Genomic DNA, 13,448 nt, shown 5'->3' with positions numbered 1-13,448 from the left:
GACGGTCCAGCCTTATTTTTCAGGGTGAATCGCGACCGGCCTCTCACAAAGAGGCCGGTCGTCGCTTGTCGAAAGCAGCGAATCAGCTTTAGCAAGGCGGCGTGCGGGCCTTTGAAACAAGGCAAAAAACCGCTGCCGGAGGCTCCTTCCGCTCTGGAAGCCGCTGAAAAGCAGGGTTTTTTGCCTCAGAGGGCCAAAAAAGCCCGTAAAATCGCGACAAAACTGTGCAGAAGGCTCTGGGCCTTCAACGGTTGGTCTAATATGCAACCGGCAACGAATCAGAGGAGACACGATGCCAACCCAAATGTCCAAATCGCAGCTGATCGAAAAGATTGCGACCGCCACCGAGCTTTCCAAGCGCGACGTCAAGAGCGTCATGGAGACGCTGACCGACGTCGGTCACAAGGAGCTCAAGAAGAACGGCCTGTTCCTGGTGCCGGGCTTCGCCAAGTTCGTGGTCATCAAGAAGCCCGCGACCAAGGCGCGCAAGGGTACCAACCCGTTCACGGGTGAAGAGATGATGTTCAAGGCCAAGCCGGCCCGGAAGATCGTCCGCGCCCGCCCGGTCAAGGCCGCCAAGGACGCGGTGGGCTAACAACGCAAAGGCCCCCTCGGTAGGAGGGGGCCTTTTGTTTGGGGCTGCCGCGAGGGCTTGGGACGGAGGGCTCAACCCTTGCGGCGCTTCACCCGGACCGGAACGGGCTGAAGCCGCGGCCCGGGTGCCGCCAGCGCATCGCGAAGCCGGTCGATCGCGCGATCGAGCAGCTGACGCAGCCGCTGCGTCTTCCGCGACCGCTTCGCTTTTTCCAGCAGTTTCTTCATCGCCCTCACTCCGCCGCTTCGACCTTGGCATCAGCCGGCTCGAGCGCTGCGGCGATGGCCTCGTCGACGCGCTCCAGCCAGATGAATTCGAGGTTGTCCCGCGCGCTCGGCGGGATGTCGTCGTAGTCCCGCTTGTTGCGCGCCGGCAGCATCACCCGCTTCAATCCGGCGGCGGCCGCAGCCACCACCTTCTCCTTGATGCCGCCGACCGGCAGCACCAGGCCGCGCAGCGAGATCTCGCCGGTCATCGCGGTGTCGCTGCGCACGGTGCGACTGGTGAGCAGTGACGTCAGAGCCGTGAACATCGCGACGCCCGCGCTCGGTCCGTCCTTCGGGGTTGCGCCCGCCGGCACGTGAACGTGGATGTCGTTCTTCTCGAACACCGACGGATCGATGCCGAGCTGCGTTGCCTTGCTCTTCACCAGCGTCATCGCGGCCTGCACGCTCTCGCGCATGACGTCGCCGAGCTGGCCGGTCAGGATCATGCCGCCCCGGCCGGGCACGCGCGAAGCCTCGATGAACAGGATGTCGCCGCCGACCGGCGTCCAGGCAAGACCGGTGGCGACGCCCGGAATGCTGGTGCGCTGCGCGATCTCGCCTTCGAAGCGCGGCTGGCCGAGCACGGTGCCGATGTCCTTCGGCGTCACGACGACCTTCGCGGCCGTACCCTCGGCGACCTGCACCGCGGCATGCCGGAACAACTTTCCGATCTCGCGCTCCAGATTGCGCACGCCGGCTTCGCGGGTGTAGCCCTTGACGACCAGCTTCAACGCCTCCGGCTCGATCTCGGCCTGCTCGGCCGTCAGACCGTTGGCCTCGAGCTGCCGCCGCACCAGATAGCGCCGGGCGATCTCCAGCTTCTCCTCTTCGGTGTAGCCGGCGAGGCTGATCAGCTCCATGCGGTCCAGCAGCGGACCCGGAATCTGGTCCAGCATGTTGGCGGTCGCGATGAACACCACGCGCGACAGGTCGAAGGGCACGCCCAGATAGTTGTCCCGGAACGTTCCGTTCTGCTCGGGGTCGAGCACCTCCAGCATGGCGGCCGAGGGATCGCCCTGCACGCCGCGGCCCATCTTGTCGATCTCGTCCAGCATCATCACGCAGTTCCGCGTGCCGGCCTTCTTGATGCCCTGGATGATGTTGCCGGGCAGCGCGCCGATATAGGTGCGCCGATGGCCGCGGATCTCGGCTTCGTCATGCACGCCGCCGAGGCTGACGCGCACGAACGGGCGATCCATCGCGCGTGCGATAGATTGGCCGAGCGAGGTCTTGCCGACGCCGGGCGGGCCGACGAAGCACAGGATCGGAGCCTTGCCCTGCGGAGCGAGCTTGCGCACCGCCAGATATTCGATGATACGGCTCTTGATCTTCTCCAGGCCGAAATGGTCGGCATCCAGGATGCGGCGCGCCTCCTTGATGTCGATTGGCTTTTCCGCGGGCAGCGCCCAGGGCAGCTCGATCAGCCAGTCGAGATACGTGCGGACCATGCCGGCTTCGCCGGCGGCCTCCGGCATGCGCTCGTAGCGGCGCAGCTCCTTCTTGGCGTGCGCCTCCGCTTCCGGCGGCATGTTGGCCTTGGCGATGGCAGCCGTCAGTTCGGCGACCTCGGCCGCCTTGCCGTCGCCTTCGCCGAGCTGGCGCTGGATGGTCGCCATCTGCTCGCGCAGGATCGCCTCGCGCTGCCGCTCGTCGAAAGAGGCCTTGGTCTTCTGGCCGATCTCGTTGGAGATGCGCAGCACCTCCAGCCGCTCGGCCAGATGCTTCGACACCTTCTCGACGCGCAAGGCGAGGTCGATCGTCTCCAGCACCTCCTGCTTGTCCTGCGGCTTGATGTCCATGAACGAGGTCGCCAGATCCGCCAGCGCGCCGGGCGCGGTGGTGCTCTGGAACATCGCGACCAGCTCGGGCGGGGCCTGCGGGAGCAGCTCGATCGCCTCGATGGCCTGGCGCTGCAGGTTCAGCGCGCGCGCCTCGATCTCGGGCGAGCTCGTGGTCGGCTCCGGAATCTGCTGGATCCGCGCGGCCGGGAACGGCGTCCCCGGCAGGAAGTCGAGGATGCGCGCGCGCTGCACGCCCTGGCAGACGATGTGATGGGTGCCGTCGGGCGCCGTGATGTAGCGCACGATGTTGGCGATGGTCGCGACGCGATAGAGGTCGTCCGGCCCGGGCTCGTTGGTCTCGGGGCTGCGCTGCAGGACGATGCCGATCGGCCGCTGCTCGCGCAGTGCCTGCTGCGCGGCGGCAACCGACTTCGGCCGCGCGATCGCGATCGGCGCGATGGCGCCGGGGAACAGCACCATCTCGCGCACGGGGATGACGATCAGCGCGTCTTCGGGGATCTTCACGTCGGACTCGGCGGAATTGGTCTGTGCGTTATTCATCTGTTCGGTGGCCATGATTGACCTCAGGATTTGGCGAGGCGCAGTGCGACGCAGCCGTCCATCACGAAGCGGCTGATGGCGTAGCGGCCAATGGGAAGCGCGATGCGCCGCTCGAAGCGGCCCTGCGGCAGCTCGAGCCGGTGGATGCGGGCGTTGCGAAGCTCCGGCGGCAGGGTGCGCTGGCCGGAGATGACGAGCACGCCGTCATGGATCACCGTCTCGACATTGTCGGGGTTGACGCCGGGAAGCGCGACCAGGATCAGCAGCTCATGCTCGGTTTCGAGCACGTCGATCGGCGGCTCCCAGCAGGCTTCCTGGCGGCCGAACTGCTGGCGCAGCCGTTCGGCGCGGGTCAGCGAGTCCAGGGCTTCGGACAGCATCCAGTCGAGGGGATTTTTGGGTTGCATGGCAAAACTCGGGGAAGGCGCTGCGGTTGGAAAACGAGGATATGGGGATGGTTCCCTGGAATTCCAGCATCGCGCGTCTGGAGCATGCCTGGCCTCTCGAACCGGAGGCCTTGCAGTCAGACGCTTCGACACCGCGGAGATGTTCCGCGGCGCCGAAGGCAACAATTGGGCGCAGCGCGCAAATCAGGCGGCGGCGCGGTACTCCTCTTCCGCTTCGAGGTTGATGACCGAGGTCGCGAGCTCGGTCAGCGTGTGATCGGTCGCCTCTTCCTCGTCCAGCGTCTCCTGGAGCAGCCTTGCGGCATCCGGCATGCCGAGCTCCTCGGCCCAGGTGCGCAGCGTGCCGTAGCGGGATATTTCGTAATGCTCTACGGCTTGCGCCGCGGCGAGCAGGCCGGCGTCGAGGGCAGGGGCGTTCTTGAAATCCTTCATGATCTCGGCGCCCTCGTCGGTGATGCCGTTGATGGCTTCGCAGGGCTTGCCGCGGGCCGGCTTGCCCAGCATCCTGAAGATCTGGTCGAGCCGTTTGACCTGGCCCTGCGTCTCGCGCAGATGCTTGTTGAAGGCGGCCGCGAGGTCCTTCGAATGCGCCGCCTTGGCCATCTTCGGCAGCGTCTTGATGATCTTGTTCTCCGCGAAATAGATGTCCTTCAGCGTCTCCAGAAACAGGTCGCTCAGCATCTTGGGTGCCTGACGCGGGCGGCGCGCCGAGGTCTTTTTCTTGTTCACACGTTTCTTTGCTCGCTTAGCCATAGATCCTCTCCTCTTGAGGCGACACGGGAAGGCATGCCCTTCCTCAATCCTCCCGCGATCAAGAGTCGGGATGAGCAAATGTTCCTCGCGAAGGCGGCCGCGAGTCGCTATGGCTTGGCGCCTGAGCCACGCCTGCCCCGAGACGCCTTCGCATGCTCGACTTCGCCCTGTCCGCCTTCGTGACGCTGCTGCTGGTGGTCGATCCCGTCGGTCTCGCGCCGGCCTTCCTCGCCGCGACCTCCGGTATGCCCGACAAGGTCAAGCGTACGATCGCGCTGCGCGCGCCGCTGATCGCCGCCTCGATCCTGGTGCTGATCTCGCTGGCCGGAAACTGGCTGTTGCGCCAACTCGGGATCGGCATCCCCGCCTTCCAGATCGCCGGCGGACTGCTGCTGTTCGGCGTGTCCTACCAGATGATCTTCGGCGACCGTCCGCACCGCGAGGCGCGCGAGGCCGACAAGGCGACCTCGGAGCATGCCTCCGACGTCGCGGTGTTTCCGCTGGCTATCCCGATGATGGCCGGTCCCGGCGCGATCGCGACCACTCTGCTGCTGACGGGCGATGCCGGCTATGGGGCCAAGCTCGCGATCATCATCGCGGTCGTGCTCTGCGTCTGTCTCCTCTGCATGCTCTGCTTCGTCTCCGCGAGCCTGATCGCACGCACCCTCGGGCGCACCGGGAATGCGGTGCTCTCGCGCGTGCTCGGCATGCTGCTCGCAGCCTATTCGGTGCAGTTCGTGATCAACGGAATTGCGGCCGTCCGGGCGAGCTTTGCGTAAGCCTGCGACAATCTGCTAATATACTGATTTTGCAATTGGTTTCCTGATGTAACGGTACAGCCGGCAAGGCAGCAGCCAATCCCGGCCGCTTTCTCTTGCACTGCCATATAGCTTTGACGTACTCCCCGTCTAACAAACGCCTATCGTCAAGAAGCCGAGATGAAATCGAGATGTCGATGACAGCGGACGAACTCGACAAGAGACAGGCCATCATCGACGCGTGCCGCCGCATGAACGCGCTCGGCATCAACCAGGGGACCTCGGGTAATATCAGCGTCCGGCATGTGGACGGGCTTCTGGTCACGCCGACCAGCGTGCCCTATGACGCCATGACGCCCGACCAGATCGTGTTCATGGCGATGGACGGCTCGCATGCTCCCAGCCAGAAGCCGTCCAGTGAATGGCGCTTCCACCGCGACATCCTGAAGTCGCGGCCCGACGTCAGCGCGGTCGTCCACGCCCATCCGACCTATTGCACCATCCTGGCAATCATGGGCATGGAGATTCCGCCCGTGCACTACATGATCGCGGCGGCCGGCGGCGACAGCATTCGCTGCGCACCCTATGCCACGTTCGGGACAGTGGAACTTTCTGAACATGCGGTGCGGGCGCTGGAGGGTCGGCTCGCCTGCCTGCTCGACCATCACGGCATGATCGCGGTCGGCAAGACGCTGGACAAGGCGATGTGGCTCGCCGTCGAGGTCGAGACGCTGGCGCGGCAGTATCACGGCTGCCTCCAGATCGGGAAACCGCCGCTGCTCCCCAGCGACGAGATCGAACGTGTCCGCCAGCGCATGGCCGGCTACGGCATGTCCGAAGGGTAGGGCGGGTCAGGCGGTGTTTGTGCGGATCAGGCATATCGTCGATCGCAAGGGATCGAACCGCGTCATGGTTCGCCTGCGCGCGCTTTTGCGCAGCAACGAGTTCTATCTGATCCCGCTGGCGCTCCTGATCGGCACGCTTGCCGGCGCCGTGGTGACGCTGATGGCCGAGATCGCGCAGATCGCCCATGTCCTGATCTACGGCATTCCCGTCGACGTTCGCCTATCCGCCCACGCCCGAGTCAGCCCCTGGGCGGCGCTGATCGCGCCCGCGCTCGGCGGACTGGCGCTCGGTATCATGGAATGGTGGCGGCGGCGGCTGAAGATCTCCAGCGCGGTCGACCCGATCGAGGCGAACGCGCTGCGTGGCGGCAATCTGTCGATGCGCGACAGCATGGTGGTGTCGAGCCAGACGCTCATTTCGAACGGCTGCGGTGCTTCCGTCGGTCTCGAGGCTGGCTATACCCAGATCGGATCCGGCATCGCCTCGCTGCTCGGGAAGTTCTTCAATCTCCGCCGCAACGATTTGCGCCTGATCGTCGGCTGCGGCGCCGCCGCGGCGATCGCGGCGGCATTCGGTGCGCCGATAACCGGTGCCTTCTACGCCTGCGAACTGATCGTCGGCGTCTATTCCGTCGGCAGCGCTGCGCCCATCCTGGCGGCCTCGCTCGCCGGCGCGCTGACCGCGCAGTGGCTGGGCGGCGCGCCGTACTCTATCGAGATTCCGAAGGTCGGCTCGGTCGGCATCGAGCAATATCTGGCACTGATCGGGCTCGCGCTCGTCACCAGCGGCGTCGGCATCGCCGTGATGCGCTCGTCCTCGACGTTCGAGCGCCTGTTCGCCTGGCTGCCGGTCTGGGTGCGCCCCGTGACCGGTGGCCTCATCGTCGGCTCTTTTGCAATTGTTACCCCGCAGGTGCTCGCGGCCGGCCATGGCGCCATGGTGCTCGATCTCTTTCACGAGATGACGATCGGCCTGATCGCTCTGATCATCGCCTTGAAGCTGACGGCCTGCCTGATCTCGCTCGCCTCGGGCTTTCGCGGCGGCCTGTTCTTCGCTTCGCTGTTCGTCGGCAGCCTGATCGGAAAATTCTTTGCCGCGGTGCTGCTGCTGATCAGCCCGAATTTCGTGATCGACCCGCTGGTCGCGATGCTGACGGGTATGGCGACGCTCGGCGTCGCCATCGTCGGCGGTCCCCTGACCATGTCGTTCCTCGTGCTCGAGATGACGCGAAATGTCGACGTCACCGCCGTGGTGCTGGCCGGCTGCATCGTCACCTCGATCTGCGTCCGCTTCATGTTTGGCCATTCCTTCTCGACCTGGCGCCTGCACCTGCGCGGCGAGACCATCCGAAGCGCCAATGACGTGGGCTGGCTGCGCAACCTCACCGTCGAGCGGCTGATGCGCTCCGACGTCGGCAAGGTGCCGTCGACCACGACGATCGCCGCGGTCCGCCGCGAATTCGCGCTGGGCTCGCGGCCCGGTATCGTCATCGTCAACAATGCGGACGAGTATGTCGGGCTCGTTCTGCTGCCCGACTTGTTCTCCAGCGACCTCGACACCATCGCCGACGACATCCAGGTGATCGAGCTCGCCCGCCTGACCGAGATCGTGCTGATCCCGGAAATGAACGTGAAGTCGGCGATGGCCGTGTTCGACGAAGCGGAAGCCGAGATGCTGGCGGTGGTCGATTCCACCGACAGCCGCAAGGTGGTCGGCTTCCTCACCGAGACCTTCGTTCGCCGCCGCTATGTCGAGGAGATCGACAAGGCGACGCGCGGCGTGCTCGGGGCGCTGTCGTAAGAGTCTGCGGCCTCGGGGGCGAGAGAGGTATTGGGGGAGGGGCCACGGCACCCGGAATCGTCCGGCCTCCGAATTTCCTTGAAGGCGTCTTGCTTTGGACAAATCGCGTGAGCGATGATCAAGGGAAGCAAATGCGACGGACGCCTTCGGGCGACATTGGGCTGGGAAGGGGAGCGCCAATGAACTCCGTGACGACACCGATCGAGCCGCGTTATGCGCTGTCCGCGCGCATGGACGAAGAGCTCACGCATACCTTCGAGAAAATCAAGAACGTGGATGAAGAGATAGCGCGCGCCAGCGAGCAGCTTGCCCGGCTGGAGCGCGATGCCGTGCTCAGTCGCCCGCGGCGTGGCGGGCAGGCGCTGCGCGGCTTCGTCGGTCTGGGGCTGGCTGCGGGGATTGGCATCGCTGCCTTTGTCTCGCAATCATCCCACGGTGATACGGTCAGGCAGATGATCGCCGGTTGGGCGCCGCTGCACGCTGCGACGTCGTCGCAGTTGCAAGCAGAGCCGGCGCGCGAAGCTGAGACGAGCCCGCCTGCTCAATTGGCCGAGGCATCGCCGCAACCGGCATCCGCCGCCGAAACCATACCAGAGGCAGTCGCGCCAACCGGCAGCACACTCCCGCCGGAGTTGACCGAATTGCTGCAGAAACTGGCGGGCGATCTCGAAAACGTGCAGCAAGGCATCGATCAGCTCAAGGCGAGCCAAGCGCAATTGAAAGCGAACCAGGAGCAAATGTCGCTCGACAATCTCAGGCTTGCCGATGAGTTGAAGGCAGGCCAGGAACAAATGGCGCGGCTCGTCGCCAAGATGCCTGGAGACAAGGCGTCTGAAAACAAGACGCCGGATAACAAGATGCCCGAGATCGCCGGGAAAACGACCGACCGGTCGAGTGCGGGGCAGAAGACGAGCGCAGCACCCGTGCCTGCGCCACGTCCGGCTGCGGCCCAGACGCGCAAGCCGGCGCCGGCAACGTCGTCACCGCATGCCGCGGTGCGACGGCCGGCTCCGGTCCAGCTGCAATCGGCGCGACAATAGTCGCGATCGATATGGGCGCGTAGTCGCGACCGCATTCACGACAACGATCGCCCCACATCGGTGGTGTCGACGCCGTCGAGAACTACCGCCGGCATCGCGCGGAGCGTGACGCGGACTATGCAGATGATCGTATGGCGCCCATCGCCATCAGCGCGATGATCGAGCGCTGCGAGGCCGAGAGAGCTGGCGCTGCCGGTTAGTGCATAGATCTGCCAGCCAATCGCTGCGTGAGCGACTTGATAGGAGCATTCCGGCAGGGTTCGCGACGCGATGTAGGGCAGCAGCCGACGGCGTCGCGACAAGGCAACGGGTAGAGATGACAGAGTGGAAGCTCGATCCAAGATGTCGAGCAATCATGGAAGCGGGACGGCGTGCGTCATGCGCCGCCGTCCGCGCCTTCTATCGGCCTGGTTGAGGAGGGGAGGCAACGAGGCAGGCCACGATCCGGCGGACCAGTGGCAGCACCATCAGCAGCGTCGGAAAGGCGACGAGCCATGACAGCCCCCAGGCGCCCGGCCAGGTCGCGAGGAACGCCGGCGTTGCGCCGAGGCTCCGAAGCGTCGAAATGACCGACACCACGGCCGTCATGAGGATGGACAGCACAAATGGCATCACGATCGACGCATAGCGCGCCGGCAGTTTGCGAACCGCAATCATCTGATTTTCTCTTCAGGAAAAGGACGCGTCAGTCACGTTGAACCTGCGAAAAGGGCATCGATCCCGACGGCGTCGGTTGATGCGTTGGTTCACGTGAAACGCTTACGGCGACCTAAAAACGGCGCGCCCGTTCATTATCCGCTCAGGTTGAGTGGTTCAAGCTGGATCTGGTCATTCGGTTTACAATCGTTCGAAGCGTGGCAGATTGCCGCGATCATGAAGCCGTTTCGGTGGTTTGCGCGTTGTGGTTCGTTTGCTCATGTCGTTTTTGGCGAGAACGGAGGAAGGTCAAGATGAGCGATAGGCCCATAAATTCCAGGTTTGGCCGCAACACCGCGCTGGCTGCGTTTGCGAGTCTGGCTCTGGCGACAGCTTCCGTCTCGCCCTCGTCTGCGGCGCCGGCCGGTTCGCCGTCCGTCCGCGCGGACGCTGCGACGTCGAGCAGATCCGTAGCGACCGATTTCAGCGCCGCCCGGCGCCACCGCTACTATCGCCGGGGTCCAAATGCGGCAGGGCTTGCCTTCATGGGCGTGGCGGCAGGTCTGATCGGAGGCGCAATCGCAGAGAGCCGGCGCCAGGAGTACTACGAGAATTATTACGGCCCGGGTCCTTACTATGGCGGTCAGGGATATTATGGCGGCGGTCCCTATTACGGTCCGCGTGGCTACTATCAGCCTTATTAGGCGCCTGTTCTCGCCGTCACACCGCCCGTGGTGGGGCTATCCTCGATCTGCCGACGCCCAACGGCAAAAAACTGCGCGACTGCACCTGCACAGAGGTGCGGCTGATGGGCAACATGCAGAACATCTGCCGCCTGATCCACGCCCGCCGAATGATCGATCAGTTCCGCTGCGATCGAGCCAAAAAGGGCGCTGCCGACAAATGCCCGGTGATCTTGCGCTATGAGACGAGCTAGTGACATTGAACGACATGCTCGGGCTGTCGGAACAAGTTAGTTCGGTGTATGATGGTGTCGCGAAGGAGAATTCGCCCACGTATGGGATGAATGAGCCACGCCATGGAAGAGAAGTCTCCTCAAATAAGATTGGCACAGCCGAGGGGGACCGTCCTGACGAATATGGCCGTCGCGGCGTTGACAATTGCTGCGCTCTATTTCGGCCGTGAAATTTTTGTTCCCTTCGCGTTGGCAGTTCTCCTGAGCTTCGTTTTGGCGCCCTTCGTGATGCGCTTACGTTCCTGGCGAATTCCGCGCACGATTTCTGTGCTGGTGGTCGTCTTCATCGGATTCTCGATCATATTTAGTCTGGGCGGTCTTATGGTTTCGCAGGCGACCCGGCTTGCCGGCAAGCTGCCTGACTATCAACAAACATTGAGTGACAAGATCGAAAGCCTGCGCGGCTTAATGGGCGGCGGCTCTGGAACATTGGAGCAGGCGTCGACAGTTCTGAAGGAATTGAAGACAGAGTTGCAGAATCGAGATAGGGCCGGACGACCTGCTGACGGCGAACTCACCGGACAGCCCTCGGACAAGCCGATTCCCATACCCGTTGAGGTAAGGCAACCCGATCCCGGTGCTCTGTCGACGTTTGGCGCAATCATCCAGCCGCTGATTTCACCTTTAACGACGACTGGGATCGTCGTGATCTTTGTTGTCTTTGTCCTGCTGCAACGGGAAGATTTGAGGAATCGACTTGTCCGACTGGCCGGATCAGCGGATATTCAACGCACAACTGCGGCCCTGGACGACGCTGGCAAGCGTCTGAGCAAGCTATTTCTTACCCAGATCGCGTTCAATGGCGTGTTCGGTCTTGCAATAGGCATTGGTCTTGAATTCATCGGTGTCCCCTCGGCTCCGCTATGGGGTCTGGTCGCGATGATTATGCGATTTGTACCGTATATCGGTGCACTGATATCTTCGGTTTTCCCTCTCATTCTTGCGGCGGCGGTGGGCCCAGGCTGGCAGATGCTGATACTTACGGTGGCCCTGTTCGTCGTGCTTGAGCTGCTTGCCGGACAAGTCCTCGAACCCTTGATTTTTGGGCATAGCTCGGGTCTCTCTCCGATTGCAATTATCCTGTCCGCGTCATTCTGGACGTGGCTTTGGGGGCCGGTCGGACTGGTATTGGCCACGCCCTTAACAGTTTGTCTCGTCGTCCTTGGGCGGCATGTCGATCGCCTCAAATTTCTTGACGTTATGCTTGGCGACCGACCACCGCTGACGCCGCCGCAACTGGCTTATCAACGAATGCTGGCGGGAGATCCCATTGAAGCGGTGGAACAGGCGCATGAATACCTGAACGACTCGTCGCTTGAGAATTATTATGACGACATCCTCTTGAACGGCCTGAGACTCGCGGAGGCCGACCGTCAATTGGGTCACCTCGATCAGGACCGACTAAATCGGGTCGTCTCAACGGTGGAAGAATTGGTCGCTGAGCTGGGGGCACACCATGACGTGGAAGCAACTGGACCCAGTTCCCCGGATCTAAGCTCAAGCCCGGGAGCTGCCATTACATTCGAGCGAGCAGGCTCCGAGCACGCTTTGATTCCGGAGCCGCCGACCTCGTCTATTTCGGTCGTTTGCATCCCTGGTGCCGGGCGACTCGATGAGGCGACGGCGCTTGTGCTGGCGCAGCTTCTGCGGTACCGCGGGATCCAGGCAATTGCGGAAAAGGCTGATGCTTCATCAATGTCGAAATTGCTTTCGCTCGAATTGGCGAACACCGCGCTTGTATGCGTCTGCTACCTGAGTCAGCCGTCCACCGCGAAGATTCAGCACGTCGTTCGAGGGCTCAGTAAAAGGATTGGCGCAACCCGTATCCTGTTCGCTTTGCTGGGAGCAGGAGCCGCAGAAACGGTGGGAAACGCTTCCAACGCGTTGGTAGCAAGCGGGTCATTCGGTGCAACCTTGGATGCAGTCGTTCACGTGACCTCCGCGCAACCTGATGCGTCGGATCAGGCCAAGGCAGCTGCTCCGGCGTAAATTTTTTGCTCCTTTGGATTGCCGGGCGTCGCAGAGCGACCATCCGCATCGGTCACCGGGTCCTGGGGAGAGCAAAAGGATGGGCGGGGACCGCGCGACGGTGACCCTTGCGAATTATTTGCCATCGCGCAAACCACACATTTGGCCGGACCCAAAAGCTTCAGCAGGGACAATAGCGATCATTGTGACACGCGCGTGGAATGTCCACTCACGCCTCACAAGCAAAACATTCAGTTTGCACGGCCGCCATGACCCTTTGACCTAGGTCAATACTCTCAACGTGGGTTTACCTTGGAAGTAGCAACTATCGGAGCGACTGCACCCTTTCGCCTGTATCGTGGGCGTAACGTTGATATCGCTCGTATGTCGCGCGAGGGAAACGTGGGTCTGTGGCAAGCAGCCTGAATCACGCAAGGAGGAGCTGTATATGGGTATCCTTGACGAGTTAATGGGCGGTGGGCAACGCCAGAGAGAGTATCGGGATTTCGTTGATCGATACGAACAAGGAAATCCGTCGGAGGGTTATTCCGATCAAGAGGTTCTCAAACGGTATGGTGATGTGTCACACGCCGTGCCATCTGACCAGTACGCGCAGGCAGCGATAGAAGCGTTGGGCAAGCTTTCGCCGGAAGAACGGGCGGCGTTCGTGAAGATGCTGCAGGAGCGAGCCGCCGCGCGCGGCGTGGCGCTACCGGGACAAGTGGCCCCCGAACCGAAGGAACTGGGCGAGGTGCTCACCGATCTGCATGGGAAGCCGGGTCAGCTCCGGGATATCCTCGCCGGTGGCGATGCCCAGCCTCTCGAGCAAGCCCAACCGTCGAACCCGATCATCGACATACTTGCGTCCCCGCAAGCAAAGGCCGTGCTCGCGGGGATCGCGGCCATGGTGGTCAAGCGTGTCATGCAGGGTTCATCCCGAACCGCGTAGCGCATGCGTGAGGCCCGCAGCCAAAGTCCGGTTGGGGTCTTGGCCGTGTAAAAACGGCCTTACTGGGCCGTCAGTCTTGAAGCCAAAACTGAGCCGACCTCAGGCCACGATC

The 13,448-nt window shown here is 63.0% G+C and carries 14 protein-coding genes; 9 read left to right on the top strand and 5 right to left on the bottom strand.

Annotated elements, in window-relative coordinates; all coding sequences use genetic code 11:
• Positions 1-292 precede the first annotated feature (292 nt).
• On the top strand, positions 293-595 hold the full coding sequence (locus JQ627_RS38045) for an HU family DNA-binding protein (protein WP_014493658.1): 303 nt from the start codon (positions 293-295) through the stop codon (positions 593-595).
• Positions 596-666: 71 nt separating this feature from the next.
• Here JQ627_RS38045 and JQ627_RS38040 read toward each other — a convergent pair whose 3' ends face one another.
• The 4 genes from JQ627_RS38040 to JQ627_RS38025 all read right to left on the bottom strand — a co-directional run bounded on the left by JQ627_RS38040 (position 667) and on the right by JQ627_RS38025 (position 4,363).
• On the bottom strand, positions 667-822 hold the full coding sequence (locus tag JQ627_RS38040; protein ID WP_212489449.1) for a hypothetical protein: 156 nt from the start codon (positions 820-822) through the stop codon (positions 667-669).
• A 5-nt stretch (positions 823-827) separates the two neighbouring features.
• The gene (lon, locus tag JQ627_RS38035) at positions 828-3,218 is read right to left on the bottom strand and encodes an endopeptidase La (protein ID WP_212489448.1); all 2,391 of its coding nucleotides are present in this window, start codon (positions 3,216-3,218) and stop codon (positions 828-830) included.
• A gap of 8 nt (positions 3,219-3,226) precedes the next feature.
• Positions 3,227-3,610, bottom strand: a complete 384-nt coding sequence (locus JQ627_RS38030) for an Hsp20/alpha crystallin family protein (protein WP_212489447.1) — start codon at positions 3,608-3,610, stop codon at positions 3,227-3,229.
• A 183-nt stretch (positions 3,611-3,793) separates the two neighbouring features.
• Positions 3,794-4,363 (bottom strand): ferritin-like domain-containing protein, encoded by a 570-nt coding sequence (locus tag JQ627_RS38025; protein ID WP_212489446.1) that lies wholly within the window; start codon positions 4,361-4,363, stop codon positions 3,794-3,796.
• A 152-nt stretch (positions 4,364-4,515) separates the two neighbouring features.
• Between JQ627_RS38025 and JQ627_RS38020 the strand changes: the two genes are divergently transcribed.
• The 4 genes from JQ627_RS38020 to JQ627_RS38005 all read left to right on the top strand — a co-directional run bounded on the left by JQ627_RS38020 (position 4,516) and on the right by JQ627_RS38005 (position 8,807).
• Positions 4,516-5,142 (top strand): MarC family protein, encoded by a 627-nt coding sequence (locus JQ627_RS38020; RefSeq protein ID WP_212489445.1) that lies wholly within the window; start codon positions 4,516-4,518, stop codon positions 5,140-5,142.
• A gap of 170 nt (positions 5,143-5,312) precedes the next feature.
• On the top strand, positions 5,313-5,966 hold the full coding sequence (locus tag JQ627_RS38015; protein WP_212489444.1) for a class II aldolase/adducin family protein: 654 nt from the start codon (positions 5,313-5,315) through the stop codon (positions 5,964-5,966).
• A 13-nt stretch (positions 5,967-5,979) separates the two neighbouring features.
• The gene (locus tag JQ627_RS38010; RefSeq protein ID WP_212489458.1) at positions 5,980-7,767 is read left to right on the top strand and encodes a chloride channel protein; all 1,788 of its coding nucleotides are present in this window, start codon (positions 5,980-5,982) and stop codon (positions 7,765-7,767) included.
• 179 nt (positions 7,768-7,946) lie between these two features.
• Positions 7,947-8,807 (top strand): hypothetical protein, encoded by an 861-nt coding sequence (locus JQ627_RS38005; protein WP_212489443.1) that lies wholly within the window; start codon positions 7,947-7,949, stop codon positions 8,805-8,807.
• 399 nt (positions 8,808-9,206) lie between these two features.
• Here JQ627_RS38005 and JQ627_RS38000 read toward each other — a convergent pair whose 3' ends face one another.
• A complete protein-coding gene (locus JQ627_RS38000) occupies positions 9,207-9,464 on the bottom strand; it encodes a DUF2798 domain-containing protein (protein ID WP_212489442.1) in 258 nt (85 codons plus the stop codon).
• A gap of 293 nt (positions 9,465-9,757) precedes the next feature.
• Between JQ627_RS38000 and JQ627_RS37995 the strand changes: the two genes are divergently transcribed.
• From JQ627_RS37995 to JQ627_RS37985, 4 genes are all read left to right on the top strand, one after another.
• Entirely contained in the window at positions 9,758-10,147 is a 390-nt protein-coding gene (locus tag JQ627_RS37995; RefSeq protein ID WP_212489441.1) for a hypothetical protein, read from the top strand.
• Between the two features lie 104 nt (positions 10,148-10,251).
• Positions 10,252-10,380 (top strand): hypothetical protein, encoded by a 129-nt coding sequence (locus JQ627_RS39575; RefSeq protein ID WP_283817173.1) that lies wholly within the window; start codon positions 10,252-10,254, stop codon positions 10,378-10,380.
• Positions 10,381-10,482: 102 nt separating this feature from the next.
• Positions 10,483-12,408 carry an AI-2E family transporter gene (locus JQ627_RS37990; RefSeq protein WP_212489440.1) on the top strand — a complete coding sequence of 642 codons (1,926 nt, stop codon included), beginning with the start codon at positions 10,483-10,485 and terminating at the stop codon, positions 12,406-12,408.
• Positions 12,409-12,835: 427 nt separating this feature from the next.
• Positions 12,836-13,336, top strand: coding sequence for a hypothetical protein (locus JQ627_RS37985; RefSeq protein WP_212489439.1), 501 nt, complete (start codon positions 12,836-12,838; stop codon positions 13,334-13,336).
• Positions 13,337-13,448 lie beyond the last annotated feature (112 nt).

The organism is Bradyrhizobium liaoningense, from assembly GCF_018130785.1.
GTDB classification, from domain to species: Bacteria; Pseudomonadota; Alphaproteobacteria; order Rhizobiales; family Xanthobacteraceae; genus Bradyrhizobium; species Bradyrhizobium liaoningense_A.
This window is presented reverse-complemented; position numbering and strand designations above follow the sequence as displayed.